The sequence below is a fragment of the Natronococcus roseus genome, assembly GCF_043677095.1.
In the GTDB taxonomy this organism is placed as follows: Archaea; Halobacteriota; Halobacteria; order Halobacteriales; family Natrialbaceae; genus Natronococcus; species Natronococcus roseus.
In genome coordinates this window covers 149,963-174,943 of the sequence record NZ_JBHLJR010000007.1, presented here as the reverse complement: position 1 = coordinate 174,943, position 24,981 = coordinate 149,963, and the positions used below count along the sequence as shown (strand labels likewise).

The window sequence follows — 24,981 nt, the reverse complement described above, 5'->3', positions numbered from 1 at the left end:
AGATCAGTTCGATAACAATTCAGTCGAGAGCGTTGAGAGTTAGTTGAGTAGATTTGTTCGAGACCCAATAACGCCTCGACTGATATTGTACAGCGGCCGGCTCACGAAGGTCAGCACGAGCGCGATCCAGAGTGCGATTGCAAGGCCGCTGCCAAAGAAATATGTCGGGTCGTTACCACTGACCAACATACTGCGGAGGAAAGCACCTTCGATAATCGGACCAAGAATGACTCCTAGGATCAGCGGAATGAGCGAGTAGTCGTTCTCGCGCATCACAAATCCAATGATCCCAAAGAGGAACATTAGCCAGATGTCGAAGACACTGCTACGCATTGCATATGCCCCAATAACAGTCAATACCAGTATCGCTGGCACAATAACGTTCGCGGGCATTGTGACGACCCGAACGAGATACTTCGAGACGGCGAATGCGAATATAAGCAAGACAATGTTCGCAATGAACAGCGAGAGGATGATAATATTAGCCTCAAGTGCGAAGTCCTGCATGAACTCTGGCCCGGGTCGTACACCGTGGAGGAGGAGTGCAGCGAGCATAACTGCAGTCGTCCCACTCCCAGGGATACCAAGAGCGAGCGTGGGAACGAGCGATCCAGCCGTGACTGCACTGTTAGAACCTTCTGAGGCGATGACACCCTCAGGATTACCCTCACCAAACTGTTCAGGCTTTTCGGACATTGACTTCGCTGTCCCCCAGCTGACGAAGTTGGCTACGGAAGTTCCGGCACCCGGCATTGACCCGATACTGAGGCCGATGATCATCGCTCGTGCGAGGTCAATAGGCTTGGAGATTACGTATTTGAACCCCTCAATAATCTGCCCGTACGAGGTGTCAAGTTCCGTATCTTCGCTTATCGCTTTCTTGTTAATAAGATAGAATAGTTCGGAAATAGCGAACAATCCAACGACGACCGGAACGAATGGAACTTCATCATACAGCTCGAAGAACCCGAAATCGAGTCGTCGCTGCCCAGTCGTCGGATCAACAGGCATCGCGGCAATCAATAGCCCCGCGAAGCCGGAGACTAACCCTTTTCTGAAGTTATCTCCAATCGCTACAGCAACGGCTGCGAGCCCGAATAATCCGAGGACAAACACCTCGCGATTCGTGAACATGAAAGCGAAGTCGCCAATTGGGCCCAAGAGTAGGAGGACAATGAAGGCGGCAAAGAATCCACCAATAACACTGGCCAAGATCGATATTCCAAGAGCTTTTGATGCCTGTCCTTTTTGAGACATTGGATAAGCGTCAAGCACCGTCGCTGTTGCGCCAGCTGTACCTGGTGTATTGATTAGAACGGCCGGAATCGCGCCACCATAACTTGCTCCAATATAGATGGCTGCTAGGAACACCAGTGCGATTTCGGCTGTCATTCCAAGCGTGAATGGCAACGCGATCGCGACCGTATTTGTTCCGGTAAATCCGGGGATCGACCCGGCCAACATTCCGAACATTACACCGATACAAATAAATGCGATGTTCTCGACCGTTAACAGCACACCCAGTGCTTCCGGAATGTGCTCTATCGCCATTGTGACTCACCGCCGATCTTGATAGGATGGTTTTCTTGTTGTTGCATTATTGATTTAATTAGTGATCCGTATGGGTTTCTGATCTCATATTAACATTCCTTCTGGTGGATTCATCCCCATAATAGCTATAAACAATACGTATACTCCCACTAGAGTCGCAACGGTACCCCCAACAACCACTTTCGGATCCCGAAGACCACCGATCAACATGATTGCAACCATCCCCAGGAAGGAGGAAACAAAGAATCCGAGCACGTTGATCATCGATATATACGCGGCACCAACGATGACGAAGCCAATTGAACGTTTCCACTCCGAATACGACTTTTTGATACTCTCAATGAACTCGTCATCCGCGCTGTGATTGTAGAGGTATTTGATTTCGTCAATGTAGACCGATCCGATGAAAACCACTATCAGCGCGACAATGAAGTATGGGTAGTATAGATTCTCAGTACCGATCCGCCCGTAGGTGTTCTCCACGTAGAGCAACGCCAGAAGCAGTGCTGCGGTCGGAAAGGCCAGTCGGACAAGTGCAACGAACGCTGTCGCTGGTGCAGACTCTTCTCCAACCGCTTCGTCCTCATCTGATTGAGTTGTCGCCATATTTTTTCATCACCATGGTGTTTGAGCGTTCGAATCCAGTACACGGAACTGACTAGGAAACGTGAATCTAATGGTGCGATCAGAGCTCCAGATCATTACTGCACGTATTCGTCGAATAGGGGTGCAAATTCGCTGTACGTTTCATATGCATTTTCCAGAATTTCATCCGTCTCATCTGGACCGTTGTGGAAGATCTTTCCTTCTTCGCCGATCTCTTCTAGATCTTCGATGTACTCATCATTCTGCGTGGCGGCTTCAAGCGCATCAACAACTGTATCGAACCGGTCCGGATACTCATCAGCAGCGTCTGCGGATACGAAATAGAACTGGATTCCGTTGGACGGATCGTAGTCGATGTCCGTACCAAGCGCATCATTGACTGGCGGAGCGTCGTCCGTAAGGTCCGGTTCGGGGTTCTCTTCGGCATAAATCGTGAGGCACAGAGTCTCGTCATTGACGTCCGCGCTATTGTAGACGGATCGAGCGGCAACATCAATTTCCTCCTGAAGAAGGGCTGTCTCAGTCGGACCACCGCCGTCGTACGGAACAATCTGGAATTCAGCATTAGTCTCTTCCATTAGCTGAATGATTGAGAGCACATTTCGATTAGTCGGTCCGGAAGACCCGACAGTAAGTTCACCAGGATTATCTTCCCCATACTCAACGAGTTCTTCGATCGTCGTGAATCGATCTTCGTCTTCCCGGACACGAATGACTGCTGCCTCTTCTGAAACCGTGCCGACTGGTTGGATATCATCCAATGTGAATTCCAGCTCATCACCCTCGTATTCATCAATCGCGACTGCAGCAGGTGTCGCCGGCGAGAGCGTCCCACCGATCGAGTGCAGTTCGGGTTCTTGAGCGACGGTATTTGCAGCGACACGGGTCCCGGCACCGTCGCGGTACTCGATATCGAAATTGGTGTCAAGTTCCTCCTCCAGGTATGGCTGGATCTCCCTCATATTGGTGTCCACACCGCCTCCTTCGGAATACGCGTTAACGAAGGTCATTGTCGAGGGGGGGTAGTCTCCAGCACCGTTGTCTCCTAAACACCCTGCGAGCAACGAAGATCCGATTACGCTACCAGTTGCAACTTTCATGAAGTCTCGGCGTCCCTGTGGCTTCATAACTCAATACATGGTTAGAAGAACAGGCATTTATAATTAACTATTTATAGAATCCCAGATGTATACCACTTAAATATTGACATCAAATATAAAACATTTTATTGTCTTATACGTGCGAATATCGGTTGCACAACAAACCAGCTCCCATAATCGCACAACAATAGCCAGTGCAGTTTCAGTTAATCCGACGAAAGAAACAGGAATAAAAGGTGGCAGCCGTTAGTCGACGCGGTACTCCTCGAAGGTGTCTTCGTCGATAGTTACGCCGAGGCCCGGTTCACTCGGTGGGTCGATTCGTCCACCATCCTGCACGTAAATCGCGTCCTGATTTTCAACGTATGGGCCGGCAATGTAGCGTCCAGGATCGTCGACATCGTCGTCGAGAACTGCAAACTCAATAAGTTCACACTGGCGGCTCGCCGCCGCAACGTGAAGGCTCGCGGCGTAATTGATTGCCGGTCCAAGCGCGTGGGGGACCATTTCTTTGTTGAACGCTTCGACGAGCGAGGCAACACGTGTCGCACCGGTGATTCCACCAACATAGTCGAGTGACGGCTGATAGATGTCAAGGGCGTTGGCTTTCAGGTGGTCAAGAGCGGGATAGTGGGGAGTGTGCGTCTGATATCCCGAGATGGGGACTTCGACGGACTTGTTTAGCTCCGCCTGCCCTTGAATGTCTGTATGTGCTATGGGTTCTTCGAACCACTCAATCTCGTATTCGCTCCCGGTCTCTGCAACGGCGCGTGCATCCGTAACGTTGTAGGATGTGTTCGCATCGATTGCCAGTCCGAAATCATCCGGGATCTCATCCATGATCGTCTTGATTCGGTTTCGATCCTCCTCAACTCCGAACCCAGCACCGATCTTCATCGCTTTGAACCCTTTGTCCGAGAGCCACTCAGCGTATTCGGTCAGTTCGTCCGCTGTCTTATCAGCAGGGAACGTTGCGTACGCGTTGACTTCACTGGTCTGGCCGCCGAGCAACTGGTAGACGGGAAGACCGGCGTTCTTGCCGGCAATATCCCACAGTGCCTCGTCGATCGCACTTAATGCCCCGTAGGCACCGGCGCGTTTGACGTGCAGATAGAGTTCGTGCCAGATTGCCTTGATGTCACGGGGATCTTTCCCAATGACATGCCGGCCCATTGCTTCGATAGACTCCGCGAGGAAGTGGTTGTTTTCCTCCGATCGGTAAAACGATTCACCTAAACCGGTGATTCCCTCGTCGGTGTGAATTCTCACAACGACGGAGCTAATCTCGAGTTCCCGTGCGCCGACCTGCGCAGGAAGCGACGCAGCGTCGACAGCACTACCAAGTACGGCTGTCTCAATATCGGTGACTTCCATAGTGCATGTGGATACTGAACAGTGCCCGTAATATAAATATCGGTTTGGGATGCTACAGCACGAACCGGCTCCAGCCGCCATCGACGCTCAGAATCTCACCGGTCACGTAACTCGCGCGCGGGGAGGCGAGATATGCGACAGCGTCCGCAAACTCTTCAGGATCACCAGGTCGGTCAAGCGAGACTTCCTCGACGCGACTCTGTAGTGCCTCTTCCTCGGAAATTTCCCGGTGGTCGGCCCGTCGCTTGATTTTGTACTCGATCCGATCTGTCATCACAAACCGAGGTGTAATCGCGTTCGCTCGTACTTCGGGACCGTACTCGCGTGAAATTGTCTTTACTAACCCATAGAGGCCAAGGCGGTATACGTTCGAGATCGCATGATTTTTTGGAGACTCACGAGCAGACGCGCTGGTGACGACAAGGAGCGAACCAATGTTGCTCTTCTTAAGATAGGGTAACGCCGCTTGCGCCATCCAGCGGTTGCTCGAGATCACCCCCTCGTGTGACTCTTCCCACTGCTCTTCGGTCGCCTCGTCGAAGGTTACGGCTGGTGGACCGCCATGATTGTTCACTTGGATATCCAGCGAACCGAACGTCTCGACTGTCGTTTCGACGAAGTCCTCGATATCATCCCGTTCAGTGATATCACACACCGCTGGCAAAATTCGATTCGAATTGACATTAGTTTCGTCGGCTAGTTGTTCTGCCGCAGACTCGACCCGGTCACTCGACCGCGAGCAGATTGCAACATTCGCTCCCTCCTCGAGGAGACGACGTGCAGATGCGTATCCGAGTCCGCTACTCGATGCTGCGATGATTGCTGTCCTGTCGGTTAGCTCGAGGTTCATCAGCAGGTGCGGATACATACTGCTAGAGTATACTTCTGGCGGTGGCGGTTCGATGTTGCGTCTTCAATATCAAAATGGCCAGATCTGATAACGGAGGATGTGTCCGGATCCACAACCATCATTACAATATCTGGTAGATATCACGCAATGGAAAAGAGACTCTCGGCAGTAGTGGACACTGCTCGGGTCTACAACGTCGTGGTAATCGTCTCGCTGCTCTGGTTCATGGTCCAGTTTCTTCGGTTTGTCTTTCCGCCGCTGTTCGAGACTTTTCAAGAGACGTATGGTGTTTCGAACACGGAAACCGGTATGTTGTTTACAGCACTGATGATCGGATACGCATGCATGCAGTTTCCAGCCGGCGTTCTTGGCGACCGGATTGGCGAGCCACGTGTCATTATCGGCGGGTCAGTGGTCTTTTCCGGTGCAGCGGCACTCGTCGCGACAGGCCAATCGTTTCTCTTGATACTCGCTGGTGCCGTATTGATCGGTCTCGGAACGGGCCCTCACAAGACCGTCGCAATTCCGTTGCTCTCGAAGCGATATAAAGAACGGACCGGACTTGCGCTAGGATTCATGGATACGGTCGGCCAGTTTGGCGGAATGTTAGCACCGTTAGCCGTTGTCGCGCTGATGAGCTTCTTTGTGTGGCAAAACGTCTTCGTACTCGGGGCAGTCGTCTCATTGGTATTAGGGTGGTTGTTTTACGTGACTGTACGACGGGATTCTGAACTTCGAACCAGCGGCGTTATAACCGACGAGGAATCGTCAACCGACTCAAACGAGTCAATCTTCAAGACTTTTCGAACGGTGTTTAGAAATCGTCGACTACTCATTTTCGTGGCGGTAGCAATGGCGTTCACCTTCTCATGGAATGCACTGTCTGCGTTTTTCCCACTATTCCTGACCTCAGAGAAGGGGGTATCGAGCGGTGTCGCCAGTATACTCTATAGCATACTCTTTATTGCGAGCATTAGTCAGACTGCGACCGGCGACATCAGCGATCGACGGGACAGCATCTCCGTCGCGTTCACACTATTTGTGCTGATGTTCGTGGCAATTCTCTCTCTGATCATCGTTGACTCCCTTCTCACGCTGGTGGCGATAACGGTACTTGCAGGGATCGGATTCCACGGGTTTCGCCCTGTCCGCGACTCCTATCTGATGGACGTCATTCCCGAAAACGTCGGCGGCAGTGCATTTGGGATGATCAGGACGGGTATGACCGGTGTCGGGGCACTCTCCCCAGCAATCGTTGGGTACATCTCCGATGATGCAGGGTTTGTGGCAGCGTTTCTCTCAATTGCCGGGATTATCCTAATCGGCGCTGTATTACTCATATTCCTTCGGTAGTTCGGATTCACCGACATTGCGTGTCAGTCATAAAGCTCGCTTTTTGTCGATTCAATTTCCAACTCAATAGTATTCGATCCAATGTGACCGCAAACAGAATAACCTTCAAGAGTGTCCAGCCACTACAGTTCGTTATGAACGAACGAACGCCGTCGCGGGAGATTAGAACTATTACAAATATGTTTCAGATAGTGGACGTCCTCATGAAGCAGGACGGTGCTCAAGTAACCGAAATCGCTACAGAACTCGATCTCGCGAAGAGCACGGTCCACCAACAGTTGTCGACGCTATACAACAATGGATACGTAATCAAAGAAAACGGGGAGTACCACGTCGGTTTGAAGTTCCTGACCATCGGTGAGTACGCGAGACAGCGACGTGAGTGGAGCGGCCTGGCCAAACAGATGGTCGAGCAGCTCGCGGAGACCACTAACGAGCGCGCACAGTTTTTTATCGAGGAACATGGGCGGGCAATCTACCTCTATACCGCTGCTGGGGAGCGAGCCGTACAGGCAAATCGACAGAGTGGCGAACTTCGCTATCTCCACTCTAGTGCAGGCGGAAAAGCAATTCTCTCCCGAATGGACCGGGAGCGTATCGAGAAGATTATCGACCGGTGGGGACTTCCTCAGGAGACCGATCAGACAATTACAGATACCGATGAACTGTTTGACGAACTGGAGGCAACTCGCGAGCGCGGCTATAGCATCAACAAACAAGAGTCAATATCTGGACTCTGGGCGATCGCTGTCCCGGTCGTCGCAAACGGAGAAGTGGTCGGGGCATTCAGCGTCTCCGGCCCCCGCCACCGGATGGAGAAAGACTGGTTTCAGGAGGAACTCCCGAACACTCTCCTTGGAACGGCGAACGAACTCGAAATCAAGATTGAGTACTCTTGAATGGCAGTAGGTTTTTTAGGGACGGATGAGATATAATTGCTGATGACGATTGTTACCGCTGTAGAAGACACAGAACGCGACCGTCGAGTGATTGCGGAAGGAGCAGCTCTCGCAGGCGCGTTTGGTGATGAACTGCACGTCATTCACGTACTGGATCGAGACGACCTTGAGGAGGGAGCGGCGGCAGACGAACCTGATTCGCGTCCTACTCTCGAGGTTGCTCGGGATATCGCGGCAGACATCGCGTCGTTAGAAACAAAGGAGTTTACACCCGTCGGTCGGATTGGCTCGCCAGCAGGAGAGATCCAGAACTACACTGAGGAGACCAAAGCACGATATCTTGTCGTCGGCGGTCGGAAACGCTCTCCGATTGGCAAGGCGGTTTTTGGGAGTATTACCCAGTCACTATTGTTGAACGTTGAGTCGACAGTCGTAACCGTCCGCACCGAAAGCACCTCATGAATCGTTCGTAACGAACGAACGAACACACGCTTTCAACTATCGTGCAGGGATTATCCACTGTTAACGTGTAGTGCTACCTCAGAACACAATTCCTATACAGAAGTACTCTTGTAAACCAATCCAAGCGCATCTAGATTATAGAATAGAATATAAGACAGATGTGGTTATAATTACAATAGTACTAATGTAAAGAGGTAGGTTCCTAATCACTGCCCCTCAACAAAAGCAAGTGTTGTTCGTTATAGACGAACGTGCCAATGCAAAGATCAGGAAGGCTGAATGGGTGGCTCTCGGCAGCACCCATTCTAAATTCGGGCACTCGGTTCAGCGACCATCCTGGTGGTAATCTTACCGCAATATCTAAGTCCCCACCATGCAAATCATACTAAATATGGGAGAAACCCAAGAGCTAGCTGAATACGTAGAGACGATTACGTATGACGATATTCCGTCGGAAGCGACTGAGCACGCAAAGACCGCAATTCGAGATTATATTGGCGTCGCACTATACGGCTCCCACCACGAGGTTGGCGACACGATCTACAACTACATTGATACACAGTACGGAGACGGTGACGCGACGGTGTTTCACCGCGACGCGAAGTCTGCGCCTGCTGCAGCACTTGCAAATGGCGCGTTCGGTCACGCCATCGACTACGATGATACGTTTGAGTCTATTGTTATTCACCCGACATCCCCCGTATTCGCTGCAGCGCTAGCGGCGGCAGAGGAAGTTAACGCTTCGACGACAAAGTTGCTGACCGGATACGTCGCTGGCTGTGAAGTCGCGTATCGAGTCGGCCACAGTACGTATCCGGAGCATTACCAGAACGGCTGGCACAGCACGGGAACGGCCGGTTCGTTTGGAGCCGCCGGCGCCGCTGCATCGATACAGAATCTCGATGCGGAGGAGGTTTCGACCGCATTTGGGATCGTTGCCTCCCTCTCTTCGGCACTGAAGAAGAATTTCGGGACGATGACAAAGCCTCTCCATGCTGGTCACGCGGCAGAGATGGGCGTCCGTGCGGTGTTGCTCGCACAGAACGGATTCACCGCCGATTCGGAAATTTTCGAGGGAGACATCGGCTACAATCGCGTGATGACAATCGACGACAGCTACGACCCCGAAGAGATCACTGAAGATCTCTTCGAGGAATGGGGTGTCCTCGATATCGGCTTCAAACCGTATCCCTCTGGTGTCATCACCCATGCTGCAATGGACGCGATGCGCAACCTCACTCGAGAACACGGCCTCGAGCCTGAAAGCGTCGAGTCCGTCGTTGTCACGCTTGAAGAGGCTGCCTCAGAGATGCTCCATCACAAACAGCCTAACGACGCACTGCAGGCGAAGTTCTCCATCGAATTCTGTCTGGCCTCGATCCTCCGAGAGGGTCGAGCCGGAATTCACGAATTCACTGACGAATATGTTCAGCAACCCGAAACGCAGGAGACGATCCAGAAGGTCTCCCGCGCATTCGAGTCGAACCTATTCGGCGACGAGTTTGCAGGATATGGCGCAGTCGTTCGGGTGACAAAGACCGACGGAACGGAACTCCGCGAGGAGATCCGATACGCACCAGGTAGCCCGAACAACCCAATCGAAGAACAGCGTCTCGACCGGAAGTTCTACGAGTGTGCTGAATCCCGTCTCTCGGAATCAGATGCAGAAGCACTGGACACCGCGATTCAGAACCTCGAGGACACGGAACTCGATAAATTCGTCAGCTACATCGAATAATTCCCGGTTCGGCGGACGGAATCGGTTCAAGCGGATCGGGCGATTCGACCAAAACATTAATTCTTGTACTCGATGATTAGGGTATATGAACGTCGTAACATTTCGATCAGTTGATCGTGTTATCGATGAATTTGGGGATCTTTCAGTACAGCGAGAACCGAAGCAACGATATTCGCCGTCCGAACTGAAAGAGCGAGTCGGGGGCGCTGATGGACTCTTCGTCCACTCTGAGAACGACTACACGGAAGAGTTGTTCAACACCACACCAAACCTCCGGGCCATCGGTAAGGCCGGATCAGGAATCGACAACATTAATATCGATGCTGCGGCCGAACACGACATCGCAGTTCTCCACACGCCAGGAATGAACGGCGTCGCCGTCGCGGAGTTCACGGTAGGTGCGATCGTGAGTCTTGCGCGGCGATTCCACGCCGCTGAAAACCACCTCCTTGACGGCGGCTGGCGCTCGGAAGCTTGGTGGGGAACCGAACTGCGCGGCAAGACGGTCGGTATTGTCGGACTTGGGGCCGCCGGATACGAGACAGCGCGGCGGCTCAAACCGTTTGACGTTGACTTCCTCGTCGCGGATCCGTATGTCTCTCAAGAGCGCATTAATAACATTAACGGAACGCGGGTGTCGCTCGAGGAATTACTTTCCAACGCCGATATCGTTAGTCTTCACGTTCGCTTGACTGAGGAGACGGAGGGCATGATCGACGATGAAGCGTTCGAACTACTCGACGATAACGTATTGCTGGTGAACACCTCGCGGGGCACCGTAATCGATCGGGTAGCTCTCCAAAACGCTCTTGAGACCGACGCCATTGGTGGCGCTGTACTAGACGTCTTCCACGAAGAGCCGCCAGATCCGGACTCCTCGATCCTGAACCATGAGAATGTGGTTGCGACACCACATCTCGCGGGGGCGACTGTCCAAACGCGTGAACGGATGCTTGCGACAACTGCTCGAAATGTCCGCCGAGTGCTCGAAGGCCAATCAGTTGATGAGGAATACCTCGCGAACCCAGAGGTTCTCAAGGAGTAGTGTCACTGATGGAAACAATAGGGACCGCGAAGGCAAATCCGGGCGAAATCGATGTGGGAACGCTCTGCGTTGGAGAAGCTCGAGACGGGAGCCCCGTTGAGCTCCCAGTCGCCGTGATTAACGGTATAGAAAGTGGGAAAACATTGTATATTCAGGCGGCGAGTGACGGTGACGAACTCAACGGTGTTGGAGTAGTCCACCAGCTTGTCCCGCAACTCGATCCCAGCAAACTCTCGGGCGAAATAATGATCGTTGGGATCGTTAACTACTATGGCTTTCAGGTGGCCGAACACCGGAATCCAATTGACGATACTAAGATCAATAGAGCATATAGAGGTAACGAAGCCGGAACCTCGAGCGAACGCATCGCTCACGCTACCTACGACATCGCTTCTAACGCAGATCTCATTCTTGACCTCCACCAAGCATCGACAAGCAAGATGGTCCACGAAACGCGCGTCCGCTGTGGCTCGAAACATCGGCTCCATGATCAGTGTCTTAAACTTGCAAGGGCTTTCGGATGCGGGCATATCATGGACAAGAAGGGGCCCCGTGGCCAGTTAGCACGAGTCGCACCGAACGACGGGATTCCAACAATTGATCCCGAACTCGGTGGTGCAGTAGGCTGGGATAAAGAGAGCATTCGGGTGGGTGTCGAGGGTGTCTTCAATGTTCTTCAAACATATGACTTTCTCACAGGTCAGCCGGAAACGAAACCACAGGTGCGAGCGAACGACATGCGCTACTATACTGCACCTGCGGGCGGCCTCGTTCAATTCGAGAAGGAACTTGGACAGCGAGTCTCTCGCAGGGAAACGCTGTTTACCGTCACAGACTTGTTTGGTGCTCCAAAAGAAGAGGTCGTCGCGGACGAAAGCGGTATTTTCTGGCGGTGCCGGCGTCTTCCACAAGTCGCAAGTGGTGAATACGTCTGTTCAGTAGGGACGAATATCGACGAACACTGATATTCATCTCACCGTTTCACCGTCTCCTCTAAATCGGAGTTACTTGATGTAAGCCGAGTAGCTGCAGCGTGACGTGTCAAATCATCTCAAATAGGTTTACTTACTGTGAAACGTTTTGTCACCGTATGGCTGTGACCGAGTCTGAAATCCACCTCTACTGGGCAACTGGCTGTACCAGCTGTCTCCGTGTCAAAGAGTTTCTCGAACGCAACGACGTATCGTTCGTGTCCCACAACGTCGTTCAGGGGGACAATACGACCTCCGACCCCGCCGACGAAGCCGCTATCGGAGTACGGGGCGTCGATCCAGAAATCATCGACGAAATGGCTGAACTCGGACTCCCGGAACATGTGCCAGTCGTTAGACGCGGTGATGAGTGGGCTGACGGTAAGGACCTCGAGAAGATTGCAGATCTCGTTGGCATCGAGTATGATGCCGAACCATTGCCGGTTGAGGAACTCCGTCGTCGACTCGATATCCTATTGGACACTACTCACCAGTATCTCGAACAACTACCCGAGAGCGAGCTCAAGACCCACATTCCGAACCGACCACGTAGTTACGCTGATCTCGTCCAGCATATTTTTTCACTCACCGATGTTTTCCTTATGCACGAGGCGGGTGTCTCGATGGACAGCGTTCCCCGAATGGAGCACTGTTGGGATCACTACTCGAAAGTCGCTCTGTCGACGTACGGTCAGTCTGTACAGGGTCGGCTGGACGATTGGTTCGAAGATCCGGGCCAGACGTGTGACTGGAGCGAGACAGCGGACGTATTCTGGGGTGAACCGACAAAGCACAAATTCCTTGAGCGGACTACTTGGCATGCCGGCCAGCATGTTCGTCAACTCGAATGGATCCTCGAAAACGAGCTCAAGATTGATATTGACGAGCCGTTGGATCCAGATCTTTGGGAGGGACTACCAATGCCGGAACAGGTCTGGAACACCGATTGAGAGGGAGCTGATCGGTTCGAGAGACCGACATAGAAACGGACGACATATTGTTATAGTAGCACACGAAGTTCTCAATCGGTCGGTATTCGATCTCCAACATTTTCCACAACTAGCTGCTAACCCCATTCATGCTAACTCATTTATAAGAGGACAGAATAAAAGGGAATATGCGAGCAGTTGTCTGTTCGGAGTTCGGCGAATCACGTGTTGAGAACGTCCCGATGCCGTCAGTCAACACGGGAGAGGTACTTGTCAAGGTACAACGTGTCCAATTGAGCGTTACTGAATGTAACCTCTATCACGGCAAAGAGATTTCTCACTACGAAACGATACGCAATCGCCTCAACGACGGTCCTAGCCGATTGTTTGGCCATGAGTTCTGTGCTGAGGTTGTTGAGACTGCTAACGACGTAACTGAATTCGATGTCGGCGATCGAGTCTATGCAGCTGGTAAGATCCCCTGTGGGAACTGTGGGTACTGTCAGTCAGGCCGTGAGCTATACTGCTTGAACAAGGAGTACATCGGCTACGACATTCCTGGTACACTTTCGGAATATGCGGCACTTCCTGCTGAACCGTTATCACGGGTGCCGGACGGAGTCAGCGATGCGGAGGCCGCCGCTATGCAACCGCTTGCCAGCACTGTTCTTTGCCTTCGCGAGGCTGGAATTACACAGGGCGATATCGTCGCTGTCGTCGGTACTGGAGTAATGGGGTTCCAAAGTGCCCAGCTTGCGTTGCTTCAGGGGGCAGACGAGGTCATCGTAACCGATATCGACACACGGAAGCTTGATATCGCTGAACGTCACGGCTTGACTACCCTCGATGCGACAACAACTGACCCGGTTGAGTCAATTCGAAATCGCACTGGCCACACTGGCGCGGACGTCGTAATCGAAGCGGTCGGCGGTGATCAGGACCGAGGTACTGATGGCAGGACCCCACTCGCTCAGGCAGTAGAGATGGTTGCACGTGGAGGATCCATCGTACAGATCGGCTATCTCATAGGAGACCTTACGATTACGCCACGGATCCTTCGTTCGAAGAGCGTCGACTGGATCAACCCTGTCACTGGTGCAACCGACCTCGGACCGAACCGTACGACCGGCACCTTCGCCGCACGATTAGTTGAACAAGGCCGTGTATCTATTAAAGAATATATTACCGACGAGCTTTCCGGTCTCGACTCGTTTGATCAGGCAGTTGAAATGACATTAAACAAAAAAGAATACGATGCGCTTGGACCTACCCAGATTGTTCTCACCTGACAACCTCTCTTTCCGCATGATCGGCCATATTAAAATGCAATCTCAAACGGAATCACAAACCTACCTCAAATACGTCTGCTAATCGCTCGTGCATGAATTCACGCCGGTACTTCCGGCGCTCCGCTTCCGAAAGGTAATTTTCCAGCACAACGCTCGCGTCGGAGCTCCCCTGGTCGCCCGCGATCACGTCGAGATTCTCGAGTAACTGTTTCTGGGCGTCCATGTACGTCGTATACCAGAACCGCCGGCCCATCTTCGAGGTCGGCGTCTCGCCACGAACAGTGACATCGGCACGGTTTGCAAGCCGCTGAAACCGTGATTGGACCGTTTCGCCAACGATATGTCCGCTCGAAGATGCCGTCGAAGGGAACAGATACCCGTTCCATTCGTCGTCTCGAGCACGGAGTGCGTCAATGTGATCCGACAGTTGCTCACGACCATAGACTAGCGCAACCGTCCCCGGACCGTTCTTTCGCTCCTCAAAGTAGATATGTGGATCTTCGCCCTCGAGGACCAGCTGAGAAACATGTAACGACGCGACCTCGTTCCGTCGAAGGCCCCACGCGCACAGTGCGAGTACGAGCAGTTCCTCCTCAGAACTCCCGGCAGCTCCGTATAGTCGCCGGACGTCCTCGCTCGAGAGTGGCTGATTGTCTTTCTCTTCACGGTTCCAGTTGTACTCTTCACTAATTCTCGAAGCCGGGTTGAAAGCGGCAATCGCCCGACGCTCGAGGTGACTATAGAACTGATTGACGTCGCTCAGATACCGTTGCTTCGAGGCGTCAGTCCCGAGATCAGCGTCGAGCTCGTCGAACACCGCAAGAACACGTCGAATTTCGGCAGCCCGTTCGGCATCGTCGACGACATGGTCCACGAGGTTGGCCTGGCCGTGGAGTCCATCGTAGAGTTGCGCATAGGTCGCAAGCCGGGACCGCTTCGTTGCAACCGTGGTGTCGGCAAGCCCTTGTCGGCGCTCGAGCGTTCGGATGAACGACTCGAGTTCCTCAGTAGTGGTTTCATCATCGATACCCCACGGATAGACCTCCTCAGACTCCTCAACGTAACCCACGAACTCGAGAAACTCCGAGAGAGTCATCTCCTGGTGCTCTCGGAGCGTGTAAGTGAGCCCGCCGTAGCCGACGTCGAGGAGGTCCTGATAAGTGGGTTTCTCCTCGAGATCGTGGCCAGCGCGCTGCAGCTCGAATTCGATTTCGGCGTTCCAGAACTCGCGGAGTTCCTCAAGCGATTTGTGCGACCACTGGATCTGCTCGTTACTCACGCGAAATTGCCTCGAGTAGCCCGTTTTCTTCGGATCATGGTGATTCTAAGAGTATCATTTTCGTACGGTTCGCTACTCATGACACTCACTAAAAACTATCGTGTATTTAGTTGTCGCAACCTGGACAACCAAGATACACAGTGTAGACCATGACGGACTGTCTATTTCTATAAATCACATAGTGCCATATCAATCTGGAAGCGTGCTCTCGGAGATCCAATTTTGTCGGAGCGGACAGATAATACGTTCTAACTGCTGAACGGAGGAAATACAGACGGCTCGAGCGAGAGCCTCGCTGCTAAATGCGTTCGTAGGGGCTCATGCACCGTCAGCAATCTCTCGAGCCTACATCGATGGACCCAGGCGAGCGAGCCTACCATCGTAACTGTATTCGAGCAACGTCCCGAGAGGAACTTGTCACTGGGCGAGAATCATATTGAGGCCATTGTTTCGGTTCGGTGCTCGACACCACTTCGGGAGCTGTCACTTTCGAGTACTACTCTTAGTGCATATATTTACAGTCGAACGAGCTCGAGTCTCCACAGCCTGCGAAGCTGATTTCGAAGTCAGCGTCGTTCGGAGCCCGGACTGCGTCACGATCTCCGAAACCGGAAGTTGACCCGACACCGAGCGTGCTGACGGACGCTGCAGTCGGAGCCCGTATGGTTGGGTTATAGCGTACACGGCTCGAGTCGAGCAAAGTCGAAAGTGTAGCAGATCCAGCCTCTGAAAAGCTACACGAGGAACACAGCGTCGAACCACCGTGTTTCTCGGCGGTGATGGCAAGCCGCCGAGCTATCGCCGATCGCAACGCGGCTTCGATTTTGGCTGCAGATACCGCAGATAGATGAGTGTGGGTGAATGTAGCTTTTATATACAATATGCTGATTCAATCAGTTTAGAATACTATCACCGAATGAGTCTGAGAACAGCAGATCGGTATCCCAAATCGTTTCACGTTCGTACGGGAGACGCATTTGAGCACAGTACGAGCCGTGACGGTTGCGTGCACAACAGGTGAAGCCTCACCGTTCGTCACAGAGTACCGTCGTCATCCTAGGAATCATGCTACACACATCATACGAGGAGGGATTTCGGATGTTGTTCTAACAGAGACACCTCATCTCGACGCAGAGGAACCCCCTCGGGACTGGAAACGGAGCACGTTGAGGGAGATATCTCTGCAACCCACTACGGGTAGGAGCAGTAGTCGGTTACCACGGCCAGTAGCCGCTCACTCCGGGCAACCACGAGCCTAAACGTCTCAATCCAACAGCGCGGTGCCGTGTGAATCCTTGCTCTTCAGACCGAGCGGAGATCAAGGGGGCGAAGGTCCCGTACAGCCGCTCGACTACGAAGGTACGCGAGCACGCCAGAAGGTCGCCGTCGGAACAAACAGCGAGGGTTAGTCGTCCGTTACGACGGACTGCAACGCACGGTCAATCCTCAGTGTCGGGATACTCGCTCCGCAGATAGTGAAATCCTGCGGTTGCGATTCTAATCCTCCTCCCAGTAGTATAGTTCCTCCTTCGGACTTCCACACTCGGGACACGCGTCCGGAAGACTCCCGCTAAATCGTCCCATCTCGCCACACTTCCGACACCGCCACATACTGTGACCTCGGTTCTCGGGTTCTCGCGGTTCGCCGATCGGAATCTCCGTCTCCTCCTTGTTCCGAAGTTCGCTGTCGGCGAACGGGGAATCTTGGTCGGGGCTCATTGCAAACGTCGGTACGGCCCGAGTCATGTTAAAGCGTACCACTAGTGATATTTACCCGAAGGGTCTTCAATCAGTGACCGTTGCGTCGCATCGTCCAGAGGTCGTCGAAGTCGATAACCTCGAGCGCGTCGCCCTTGCTATCGATGTGTTCGAGCAGCGTTTCGTACTCGTCGGCGTCGATCGTATTGTCCAAGTCGAACGCGTGGAAGTTCAGGATCGTACACTGACGGTGCCGTGCGGCGAGATCGATACACCGCATCACGACGTCGAGGTCGTGACCGATCGTTCGCGGGAGGACGAGCGGATCGAAGCCGTGGACGCCGGTGAGATTGACGTCGCCGGCCTGGTTGAACCCGCCGGCGTAGTAGTACTCCGAGACGACGTCCAGAACCGTCTGATCGAAGCTGTTGTGCGGATAGACGAGATAGTGCCCGCCCTGGAATTCGTTTTGGACCGCCCAGTTCTTGTCTCGTCGAAGGCTGTCCCGAAGCGACTCCTCGTCCATCTGTGCGAGGTGGGTGTGAGTCCCGTGAGCGACGATCTGGTCGCCGGCCTCCTGGCGCTCGCGGAGCTGTTCGGCAGTCATGATCCCATCGCGCTGTCCCCTCGTCCACTGGCGAACCGCGGCCTGCACCGCGTTGACGCCGTACTCGTCGTGAAGCGGACTCGCCACGTCGTAGTAGTCGTCGAAGCCGTCGTCCCAGCAGAGCACGACGTACCCCTTCTCGGGTTTGTCGTGGATGCGGAGATCGTCGACCCACACCTCCGCCTCGTCGGTGTTGTAGACGATAATCTGGATTTCGTCGACGACGTCGCGCTCGAGCGGGGTCGTGCTCTCCTCGAAGACGCCGGGGTTCATCCGAAACCAGCCGATATCCGGCGTTCGGTAGGTGACGCTCCGAAGCTGGTGGTGGGCGTACCCCCCGTAGATGTCGATGAGGCGAATGTCGACCGCTACGTTTCCTGGGGTGGACGTTCGAACGGCGAGTGAGAACTCCCGGTCGGTCAGGTCGGCCGTCTCGATACTCCGTTCGACGATAACGTTCTCGCCGTCCTCGGCGGTGAGTTTGAGGCTCTGGGAGCCGTCGAAGGCGACGTCCTCGTCGGCCTCCGCGGACCCCTGAACCGTCTCCCAGACGTCGAGATCTTCGAAGTCGTCGAACGCCTCCCCGGGTTGGCCGAACTCCTCGCGGCTATTATACTCCGTCTCGACCGTCAGCGCCGGCGGTTCGTAGCTGTTCGTCTCGCCCTGACCGGTCGTGTCGGACGTCGATTCGTTGGATGACCCGCTGCCGTTTTCTTCGGACGTTTCCGATCTGAATCGGTCCGTACACCCGGCGAGCCCCGCGAACGTCGCCGACCCCGACAGTGCGAGAAACCGTCGACGCGTGTTGTTGTCTTCCGTCATCGGTAGTCTATAGGAGACACAGTAATAAAAATATTACAGTCATAAAATAGAACTTGTTAGCGAGGAGGTATCAGACGGAAGGTAGTAAACCACGCACCGACAGAGGGACTAGGCACCGACAGGGAGACAGAATCAAAACTATCGGTGACCAATCGAACGACTGATACCACGGGCATTCCTCCGTCTGAACGATGGACGCCGGACTCGGGTTTGCGATCGTCGCCGCTTTCGTTTGGGGATTTTACATTTACGTGTTGAAGCGTTCGTTCTCGGGATATCCGCCCGCCGCGCTGACGGTCCTCATCAACACCTTCGCTATCGCGTGGTATCTTCCGGTCTCGCTCACGCGAACCGATCGCTCCGCAGTGGCGTTCGGCGGGTTCGGCCTTCTCGAGGTCGGCGTGGTCGTCCTGACGATCGTGTCGACCGCCGCCGCGTTCGTCCTCTTTCTGCGAGCGATCGCACAGGGAGACGTCTCGTACGTGACACCTATCAACAAGATCGTCCCGATGTTCGTCCTTCCGCTCGAGATCCTGTTTCTCGGGCAGCTGCTGACACCGTTGCAGGTCACGGGAGTCGTCGTCGCGACCCTCGCAGTGTACGTGGCGAACTACGATCCCGGCGGATTCTTCCGGCCGTTCGTCAAGGCTGCGCGATCGCGGCCTGCACAGCTCGCGCTAGTGAGCGCGATGTGTTACGCGGTCAGTGATCTCGGAAAGCGCGTTTCGTTGCAGGAACTCGCTATCCCGGAGACGCTCTGGGTCCCGCTGTTGCTATCCGGAGTTGCTGTCGTTCTCCTTCCGAGTGCGATCCGAAACCCACCGACCGAGATCCGAGCGGATCTCCCCAAGCTAGCTGTCGGAGGAGCGATGGTCGCACTCGGAGAGCATCTCACGACGCTGGCGTTCGCCCTGTTGCCGGCGAGCATCGCCTCGCCCGTGATCAACACGCAGGCGATTATCGCCGTCGTTCTCGGCGGGATCCTCCTCGGAGAGCGCTACTTCCGGATTCGACTCGTCGCGGCCGTACTGGCAGTTATCGGCGTCACGCTCATCGCGGTTTGAGTCCCCTGCTACCCCGATGTTCCGGGAATTCCTGCCGTCGTCGATCGCTCTGCAGAGAGATCGTTCTGCAGAGCAGGCCAACAATTCTCCCGCGTGCGCGGGAAAGATCGACCGAAGTATCGAAGCGGTCTCAAGGGGGATCGAGGAAGATTCGAGACTCGAGGGACTCGACGAACGACGAGATGCTGGGCTCTCGAGTTTGCTCAAATATTGACAGAGAGAGCTGAGGTCGCCGAGTCATTCGGCGACGTGATGGTCGTCGTCCTTAGTCGTGAATGCCCATCGCGCTGATCTGTTCCTGATACCGGTTCCGGATCGTGACCTCGGTTACCTGGGCGACGTCGGCGACCTCCCGCTGAGTTTTCTTCTCGTTACAGAGGAGCGCACTCGCGTAGATCGCAGCCGCAGCGTACCCGGTCGGCGACTTGCCCGACAGCATTCCCTGTTCGGCCGTCGTGTTGATGATCTCGTTGGCCTTGAGCTGGACCTCCTCGGGAAGGTCGAGCTCCGAGCAAAACCGCGGGACGTACTTCTTCGGATCGACGGGCTCCATCTCGAGGCCGAGCTCCTGGGAGATGTAGCGGTACGTTCGGCCGATCTCCATGCGATCGACCCGCGAGACGGCCGCGACCTCGTCCAGCGAGCGCGGAATGCCCTCCATTCGACAGGCGGCGTACAGGGTACTCGTGGCGACGCCCTCGATCGATCGACCCCGGATGAGGTCCTCGTCGAGCGCGCGCCGGTAGAGGACGCTGGCTACCTCCCGAACCGAACGGGGGACGCCCAGCGCGGATGCCATTCGGTCGGTTTCGGAGAGGGCGAACTGCAGGTTCCGTTCGCCGGCGTCCTTCGTTCGGATGCGCTCCTGCCACTTCCGGAGCCGGCTCATCTGGTTTCGCTTCTCCGAGGACAGCGACCGACCGTAGGCGTCCTTGTTCTTCCAGTCGATCGTCGTGGTCAACCCCTTGTCGTGCATCGTCTGGGTCGTCGGCGCCCCGACCCGGGACTTGCTGTCCCGTTCCGACTGGTTGAACGCCCGCCACTCGGGTCCGTGGTCGATGCCGCCCTCCTCGAGAATGAGCCCGCAGTCCTCACAGCTGACCTCACTTCCGTCCGAACTCCGGACGAGTGCCGTCGAATCGCACTCCGGACACGCCCGAACGCCCTCCTGCTCAGTCGTGTTATTCTTCGTCTGCTCGTCACGTTGTTTCTGACGGGTCGGGCGTTTCATCAGTCGAGTAGAGAGAGTGACCCGAGAAGGTTAAACGCTGGGAGTGATCGTAGCGAAACGATCTGAAAAGAAGTCCGAAAAATTAAGCGGTTTTGCTCATCGTACGCCTTGATAAGACACGCGTCCGTCGCCGTTCGCATGAAAGCACTCGTCGGGATAGACGCCGGAACGTCCGCTATCACGGCTGTCGCGTACGATACAAGCGGATCAGCTCTCGCGACCGCGACGGAAACGCAGTCCGTCGACCGTCCGGACACCGGTCAGGCCGAACTTGATATGGGGACAGTCTGGGACCGCACCAAGGAAGCAATCGCGCGAGTGGCCGCGAGGCTAGACGAACACGTCGAGATCGCCGGCGTCGGCATTACGGGCCAAGGTGACGGCTGCTGGCTGATCGATACGAACGGAAGGCCCGTTCGGAACGCCGTCCTGTGGTCGGACAGTCGGGCGGCACCGGTCCTCGAGGACTGGACGGCGAACGGAACGATGGACGCGCTGGTCGAGACGTGTGGCTCACCCGTGTATCCGGGAATGTGCCTGCCGATCTTGACGTGGCTCGCCGAGCACGAGCCGAAAACGCTCGAGCGGGCGACGACCGCGTTCTCGTGTAAGGACTGGCTCAGCTACAACCTGACCGGAACTCGAGCGACCGATTATACCGAGGCGACGGTGCCGTTTCTCGATCGCGAAACGGGTGAGTTCGAGCCGGCGGTGTTCGAGCGCGCTGGTATTCCGGAGCAAAGTGGCCTCATCCCGGACGTTCGTACCGGGACGGACGTAATCGGGACGGTAACGAGCGACGCCGCCTCGGAGACAGGACTCCCCGAAGGGACGCCGGTAGTGGCCGGAACGATCGACGTCGTCGCTTCGGCGGTCGGCGCCGGTGCGGTCGCGCCGGGCGACGGGGCAGTTTCGCTCGGGACGTCACTGTTTGCCCAGACGATCACCGAGGGTCCGGGAGCCGACGATCGTGGGATCGGGATGGCGTTCGGAATCAACGATCGCTGGACGACGGCGATCGGCTCGAACGCGGGGACGCCGAGCCTCGAGTGGGTGTGCGAGGAGTTGCTCGAGAAGAAGGGAATCGAGACTCTCGAACCGATCGCCGCGTCGACGGCGGCAGGGTCGGGGGGAGTACTGTTTCTCCCCTATCTCAGCACGACCGGGGAGCGGGGGCCCTTCACCGATCCGAACGCTCGAGCCGGATTCGTCGGACTGACGCCGGAACACACTCGGGCGCACGTCGTCCGCAGTGTCTACGAGGGGCTCAGTCTGGCGGTCCGGGATTGTATCGAGCATCTTCCCGCGGCGCCGACTCGAGTGTATCTCACCGGCGGAGGGAGCCGATCGGCGTTCTGGTGTGACCTCCTCGCGGACTGTCTCGGGATCGAGTTACTCGTTCCGAAGGCGGAGTACCCCGCGGCGAAGGGTGCGGCGACGCTGCTCGCGGTCGGACTCGGGATCGAACCGTCTCTCGAGCAGGCCGGTTCCCGACTCGGAGAAACGGAACGGCGTTACGATCCAGACGGCGACATCGCGGAAACGTACGACGAACTGTACGAACACTACCGTCGAACGCGCCACGACATGCAGCCGGTCTGGGAACGACAGGCCAAGTTGTGACGCAGCTACGATAGCGAGTAATAGGCAACGAGGTCAGCGGGATAAGCAATCAGGTCGGCGACAGGAGATCCGAATGCGGCCGACTTCGTCGCTTCGAGTCCGACTTCGGTCGGAATTCGAAAACGGACGAGCGGCACGCTTTTGAGAGACGGCAGCGACGATGGCGATGTGGGACGATATCAGCCGGGACGACACGATTCGTTCATCAAGTGCGACGCACCTCGATGCGGAGCGAGCAACGCCCCGGAAGGATCCGCGGAGTACGACGCCGAATGTTGGCGATGCGGGGAGCCCCTCGGCGGAAAACCCGAACCTGGCGACGAGGTGACCGTCGACATCGTCGACGAGAAAGCCGATGGAACTCTCGTCTGTAAGACCGAGGATGGGTTCGTGCTCTTTCTCGAGGCGGATATCGCGGCGATCGAGGCGACGGTCCGGGTCACGAGCGTTGACGAGACCTACGGCGAGGCGGAACTCGTCGAAGCGAACCCGTAACTGAACTGTCCGATACCGAGAGACGGGATTATTGGTGGGAGAGGCAGTGGAAAGAGCTGTTGCAAACGACGGATCGGGTAGGGAGTTTCAGAGAGAGGACGTCGAAAGAGGGGAAGGGAATCGCTGGATCGCACACACACACCACGTTTCCGGTGAAACGGCTCGAGAGGGAGGGGAGTGAGAACGAGTTTGGCGGTAACTGTCGGAAGTTTCTAGTTTGGAGATCTAGATCTTTTGGTTCATCTTTCTAGTGGTTTTATTAGATAGTAGTGCATACAGTCCATTGGCTGAATCACATTCTGAAAAGGGTGATAATGATCACCCAAGTAATCGTACTCTCGAGTCGAACTCGCTGCCTCTCACGTCTAGATTGATGTGTGAAGTCTAGTCGCGCATCGGGTCCTATCTTCCGATGACTGGCTCTCGACTCCTCGTCAACCCCCGTTTCCCCTCCACCCCACCCACCCTCGGAGCCCATTTCACCGGAAACGTGGTGTGTGTGTGCGGCCGGCCGATCCCACTCGTCGAAACCCTCAAGTTGATTCACCGGAAACACGGTGTCTGAATCAATGCCCGAGTCCGATGACCTGTTCGTCCGGGAGGATCCGATCTTCGTCAACAAGGAACTCCTCGAGATCAGTCACCTCCCGGACGAGGGTCGTATCGTCGGTCGGGACGAGGAGATCAGCCATCTCGCTAACGCGGTCAATCCGGCGATCTTCGGCCAGAGTCCGAGCAACGTCCTCATCTACGGAAAGACCGGGACCGGAAAATCCCTCTGTGCGAAGTATATCTCCAGACGACTCGTCGAAACCGCGAAGGAAGAAGACATCAACGCAGTCTTCGCGTACGTCGACTGCGCACAGGATACCACCGAGACCCAGGCCGTCCAGACGATCGCGAGCTCGGTCAACACCGAGAAGACGGACATCTACATTCCGGATAAGGGGATCAGCACGGCGACGTACTACAAACGACTCTGGCGTCTACTCAACGAGGAGTACGACGTTGCGCTCATCATCCTCGACGAGATCGACAAACTCGAGGACGACGCGATCCTGATGCAGCTCTCCCGAGCGGGCGAGGCGGGAAAGGTCAGAAACTGCAAGATCGGCGTTATGGGGATCAGCAACAAAATCAAGTACAAGGATCGGATGGACGAGCGGGTCAAATCGAGCCTCTGCGAACGGGAGTTCGTCTTCCCGCCGTACAACGCGAGTCAGCTCAACAAGATCATGACCGCCAGAAGCGATGCGTTCCGAAAGGGCGTGCTGGAGGACGCGGTAATTCCACGGGCCGCCGCGCTGGCGGCCCGCGAGCACGGCGACGCGCGCAAGGCGATCGACATCCTCCGGTACGCCGGCGAGATCGCCCAGACTCGGGGCACGGAGACCGTTCGCGAGGAGTTCGTCGTTCAGGCTCGGGAACGCGCGGAGGTCGACCGATTCCGCGAACTTATCCGCGGCTCGACCCCTCACTCCCGGTACGTCCTGCAGGCGTTGACGGTGCTCTCGCTCGACCAACAGCGGGAGGACGAAGGCGTCGAGAACAGCGGGTTCAGAACCACGCGCATCTACGACGTCTACGAACAGATCTGCCGACAGGAGGGAACCGAGGCGCTCTCGCTTCGCCGCGTCCGTGACCTCCTGAAGGAACACGCCTTCCTCGACATCCTCGAGCAGACCCGCCACAGCGGGGGGAGCGCGGAGGGCAGTTACACCGAACACACGCTCCTCGAGGATCCCAAAGTGGTCAAAAACGTCCTCGAGGACACCGTTGAGTAGTTCCCGAACGACCGTTCCGATCGATCGTGATGGAACCATCCGTTTGTGGAAAGAAAACGGCTTGATTCACCGGAAATATGGTGTGCTCCTCCACCGGAAATTCGGTGTGTCTTCGTCCGTCGTACAAGTCCGATTCGACCGACCGCACTTCTGCTGATTCTCGGTTCTGAGATCTCCGGCTACAGCGCACTTATCTCCGATCTAACCACCC

General features: G+C 55.3%; 21 protein-coding genes. 12 read left to right on the top strand and 9 right to left on the bottom strand.

Annotated elements, in window-relative coordinates; translation table 11 throughout:
• Positions 1–39: 39 nt before the first annotated feature.
• The 5 genes from ACFEMD_RS19295 to ACFEMD_RS19275 form a co-directional block, all read right to left on the bottom strand.
• Positions 40–1,551: a tripartite tricarboxylate transporter permease gene (locus ACFEMD_RS19295; RefSeq protein WP_394742911.1), complete on the bottom strand. Its 1,512-nt coding sequence runs from the start codon at positions 1,549–1,551 to the stop codon at positions 40–42.
• 84 nt (positions 1,552–1,635) lie between these two features.
• Entirely contained in the window at positions 1,636–2,157 is a 522-nt protein-coding gene (locus tag ACFEMD_RS19290) for a tripartite tricarboxylate transporter TctB family protein (RefSeq protein WP_394742910.1), read from the bottom strand.
• Positions 2,158–2,252: 95 nt separating this feature from the next.
• On the bottom strand, positions 2,253–3,257 hold the full coding sequence (locus ACFEMD_RS19285; protein WP_394742909.1) for a Bug family tripartite tricarboxylate transporter substrate binding protein: 1,005 nt from the start codon (positions 3,255–3,257) through the stop codon (positions 2,253–2,255).
• Between the two features lie 246 nt (positions 3,258–3,503).
• A complete protein-coding gene (locus tag ACFEMD_RS19280) occupies positions 3,504–4,631 on the bottom strand; it encodes a mandelate racemase/muconate lactonizing enzyme family protein (RefSeq protein WP_394742908.1) in 1,128 nt (375 codons plus the stop codon).
• A 52-nt stretch (positions 4,632–4,683) separates the two neighbouring features.
• Complete coding sequence (locus tag ACFEMD_RS19275; protein ID WP_394742907.1) at positions 4,684–5,499, bottom strand: SDR family oxidoreductase; 816 nt, start codon at positions 5,497–5,499, stop codon at positions 4,684–4,686.
• 129 nt (positions 5,500–5,628) lie between these two features.
• Here ACFEMD_RS19275 and ACFEMD_RS19270 point away from each other — a divergent pair, with 129 nt between their 5' ends.
• The 8 genes from ACFEMD_RS19270 (at position 5,629) to ACFEMD_RS19235 (ending at position 14,167) form a co-directional block, all read left to right on the top strand.
• Positions 5,629–6,834: an MFS transporter gene (locus ACFEMD_RS19270; RefSeq protein ID WP_394742906.1), complete on the top strand. Its 1,206-nt coding sequence runs from the start codon at positions 5,629–5,631 to the stop codon at positions 6,832–6,834.
• A 134-nt stretch (positions 6,835–6,968) separates the two neighbouring features.
• Positions 6,969–7,733 (top strand): IclR family transcriptional regulator, encoded by a 765-nt coding sequence (locus ACFEMD_RS19265; protein WP_394742905.1) that lies wholly within the window; start codon positions 6,969–6,971, stop codon positions 7,731–7,733.
• Between the two features lie 42 nt (positions 7,734–7,775).
• Positions 7,776–8,195 carry a universal stress protein gene (locus ACFEMD_RS19260; protein ID WP_394742904.1) on the top strand — a complete coding sequence of 140 codons (420 nt, stop codon included), beginning with the start codon at positions 7,776–7,778 and terminating at the stop codon, positions 8,193–8,195.
• Between the two features lie 391 nt (positions 8,196–8,586).
• A complete protein-coding gene (locus tag ACFEMD_RS19255; protein ID WP_394742903.1) occupies positions 8,587–9,933 on the top strand; it encodes an MmgE/PrpD family protein in 1,347 nt (448 codons plus the stop codon).
• An 85-nt stretch (positions 9,934–10,018) separates the two neighbouring features.
• Entirely contained in the window at positions 10,019–10,978 is a 960-nt protein-coding gene (locus ACFEMD_RS19250; RefSeq protein WP_394742902.1) for an NAD(P)-dependent oxidoreductase, read from the top strand.
• A 5-nt stretch (positions 10,979–10,983) separates the two neighbouring features.
• Complete coding sequence (locus ACFEMD_RS19245; protein ID WP_394742969.1) at positions 10,984–11,943, top strand: succinylglutamate desuccinylase/aspartoacylase family protein; 960 nt, start codon at positions 10,984–10,986, stop codon at positions 11,941–11,943.
• Between the two features lie 125 nt (positions 11,944–12,068).
• Positions 12,069–12,899 (top strand): DinB family protein, encoded by an 831-nt coding sequence (locus tag ACFEMD_RS19240; protein WP_394742901.1) that lies wholly within the window; start codon positions 12,069–12,071, stop codon positions 12,897–12,899.
• 167 nt (positions 12,900–13,066) lie between these two features.
• Positions 13,067–14,167 carry a zinc-dependent alcohol dehydrogenase gene (locus tag ACFEMD_RS19235; protein ID WP_394742900.1) on the top strand — a complete coding sequence of 367 codons (1,101 nt, stop codon included), beginning with the start codon at positions 13,067–13,069 and terminating at the stop codon, positions 14,165–14,167.
• Positions 14,168–14,219: 52 nt separating this feature from the next.
• On the opposite strand, the gene ACFEMD_RS19230 is transcribed toward ACFEMD_RS19235, so the two are convergent.
• The 3 genes from ACFEMD_RS19230 to ACFEMD_RS19220 form a co-directional block, all read right to left on the bottom strand.
• A complete protein-coding gene (locus ACFEMD_RS19230; RefSeq protein WP_394742899.1) occupies positions 14,220–15,446 on the bottom strand; it encodes a tyrosine-type recombinase/integrase in 1,227 nt (408 codons plus the stop codon).
• 1,497 nt (positions 15,447–16,943) lie between these two features.
• Positions 16,944–17,165: a DUF7130 family rubredoxin-like protein gene (locus ACFEMD_RS19225; protein ID WP_394742898.1), complete on the bottom strand. Its 222-nt coding sequence runs from the start codon at positions 17,163–17,165 to the stop codon at positions 16,944–16,946.
• Between the two features lie 70 nt (positions 17,166–17,235).
• Positions 17,236–18,573, bottom strand: a complete 1,338-nt coding sequence (locus ACFEMD_RS19220; protein WP_394742897.1) for a polysaccharide deacetylase family protein — start codon at positions 18,571–18,573, stop codon at positions 17,236–17,238.
• Positions 18,574–18,764: 191 nt separating this feature from the next.
• Here ACFEMD_RS19220 and ACFEMD_RS19215 point away from each other — a divergent pair, with 191 nt between their 5' ends.
• Positions 18,765–19,637, top strand: coding sequence for an EamA family transporter (locus tag ACFEMD_RS19215; protein WP_394742896.1), 873 nt, complete (start codon positions 18,765–18,767; stop codon positions 19,635–19,637).
• A 265-nt stretch (positions 19,638–19,902) separates the two neighbouring features.
• Here ACFEMD_RS19215 and ACFEMD_RS19210 read toward each other — a convergent pair whose 3' ends face one another.
• Entirely contained in the window at positions 19,903–20,868 is a 966-nt protein-coding gene (locus ACFEMD_RS19210) for a transcription initiation factor IIB (protein ID WP_005557253.1), read from the bottom strand.
• Between the two features lie 138 nt (positions 20,869–21,006).
• On the opposite strand from ACFEMD_RS19210, the gene ACFEMD_RS19205 reads away from it, so the two are divergent.
• The 3 genes from ACFEMD_RS19205 (at position 21,007) to ACFEMD_RS19195 (ending at position 24,770) form a co-directional block, all read left to right on the top strand.
• Entirely contained in the window at positions 21,007–22,491 is a 1,485-nt protein-coding gene (locus ACFEMD_RS19205) for an FGGY family carbohydrate kinase (protein ID WP_394742895.1), read from the top strand.
• A 168-nt stretch (positions 22,492–22,659) separates the two neighbouring features.
• On the top strand, positions 22,660–22,986 hold the full coding sequence (locus ACFEMD_RS19200) for a TRAM domain-containing protein (RefSeq protein WP_049891944.1): 327 nt from the start codon (positions 22,660–22,662) through the stop codon (positions 22,984–22,986).
• A gap of 569 nt (positions 22,987–23,555) precedes the next feature.
• Positions 23,556–24,770: a Cdc6/Cdc18 family protein gene (locus tag ACFEMD_RS19195; RefSeq protein WP_394742894.1), complete on the top strand. Its 1,215-nt coding sequence runs from the start codon at positions 23,556–23,558 to the stop codon at positions 24,768–24,770.
• Positions 24,771–24,981 lie beyond the last annotated feature (211 nt).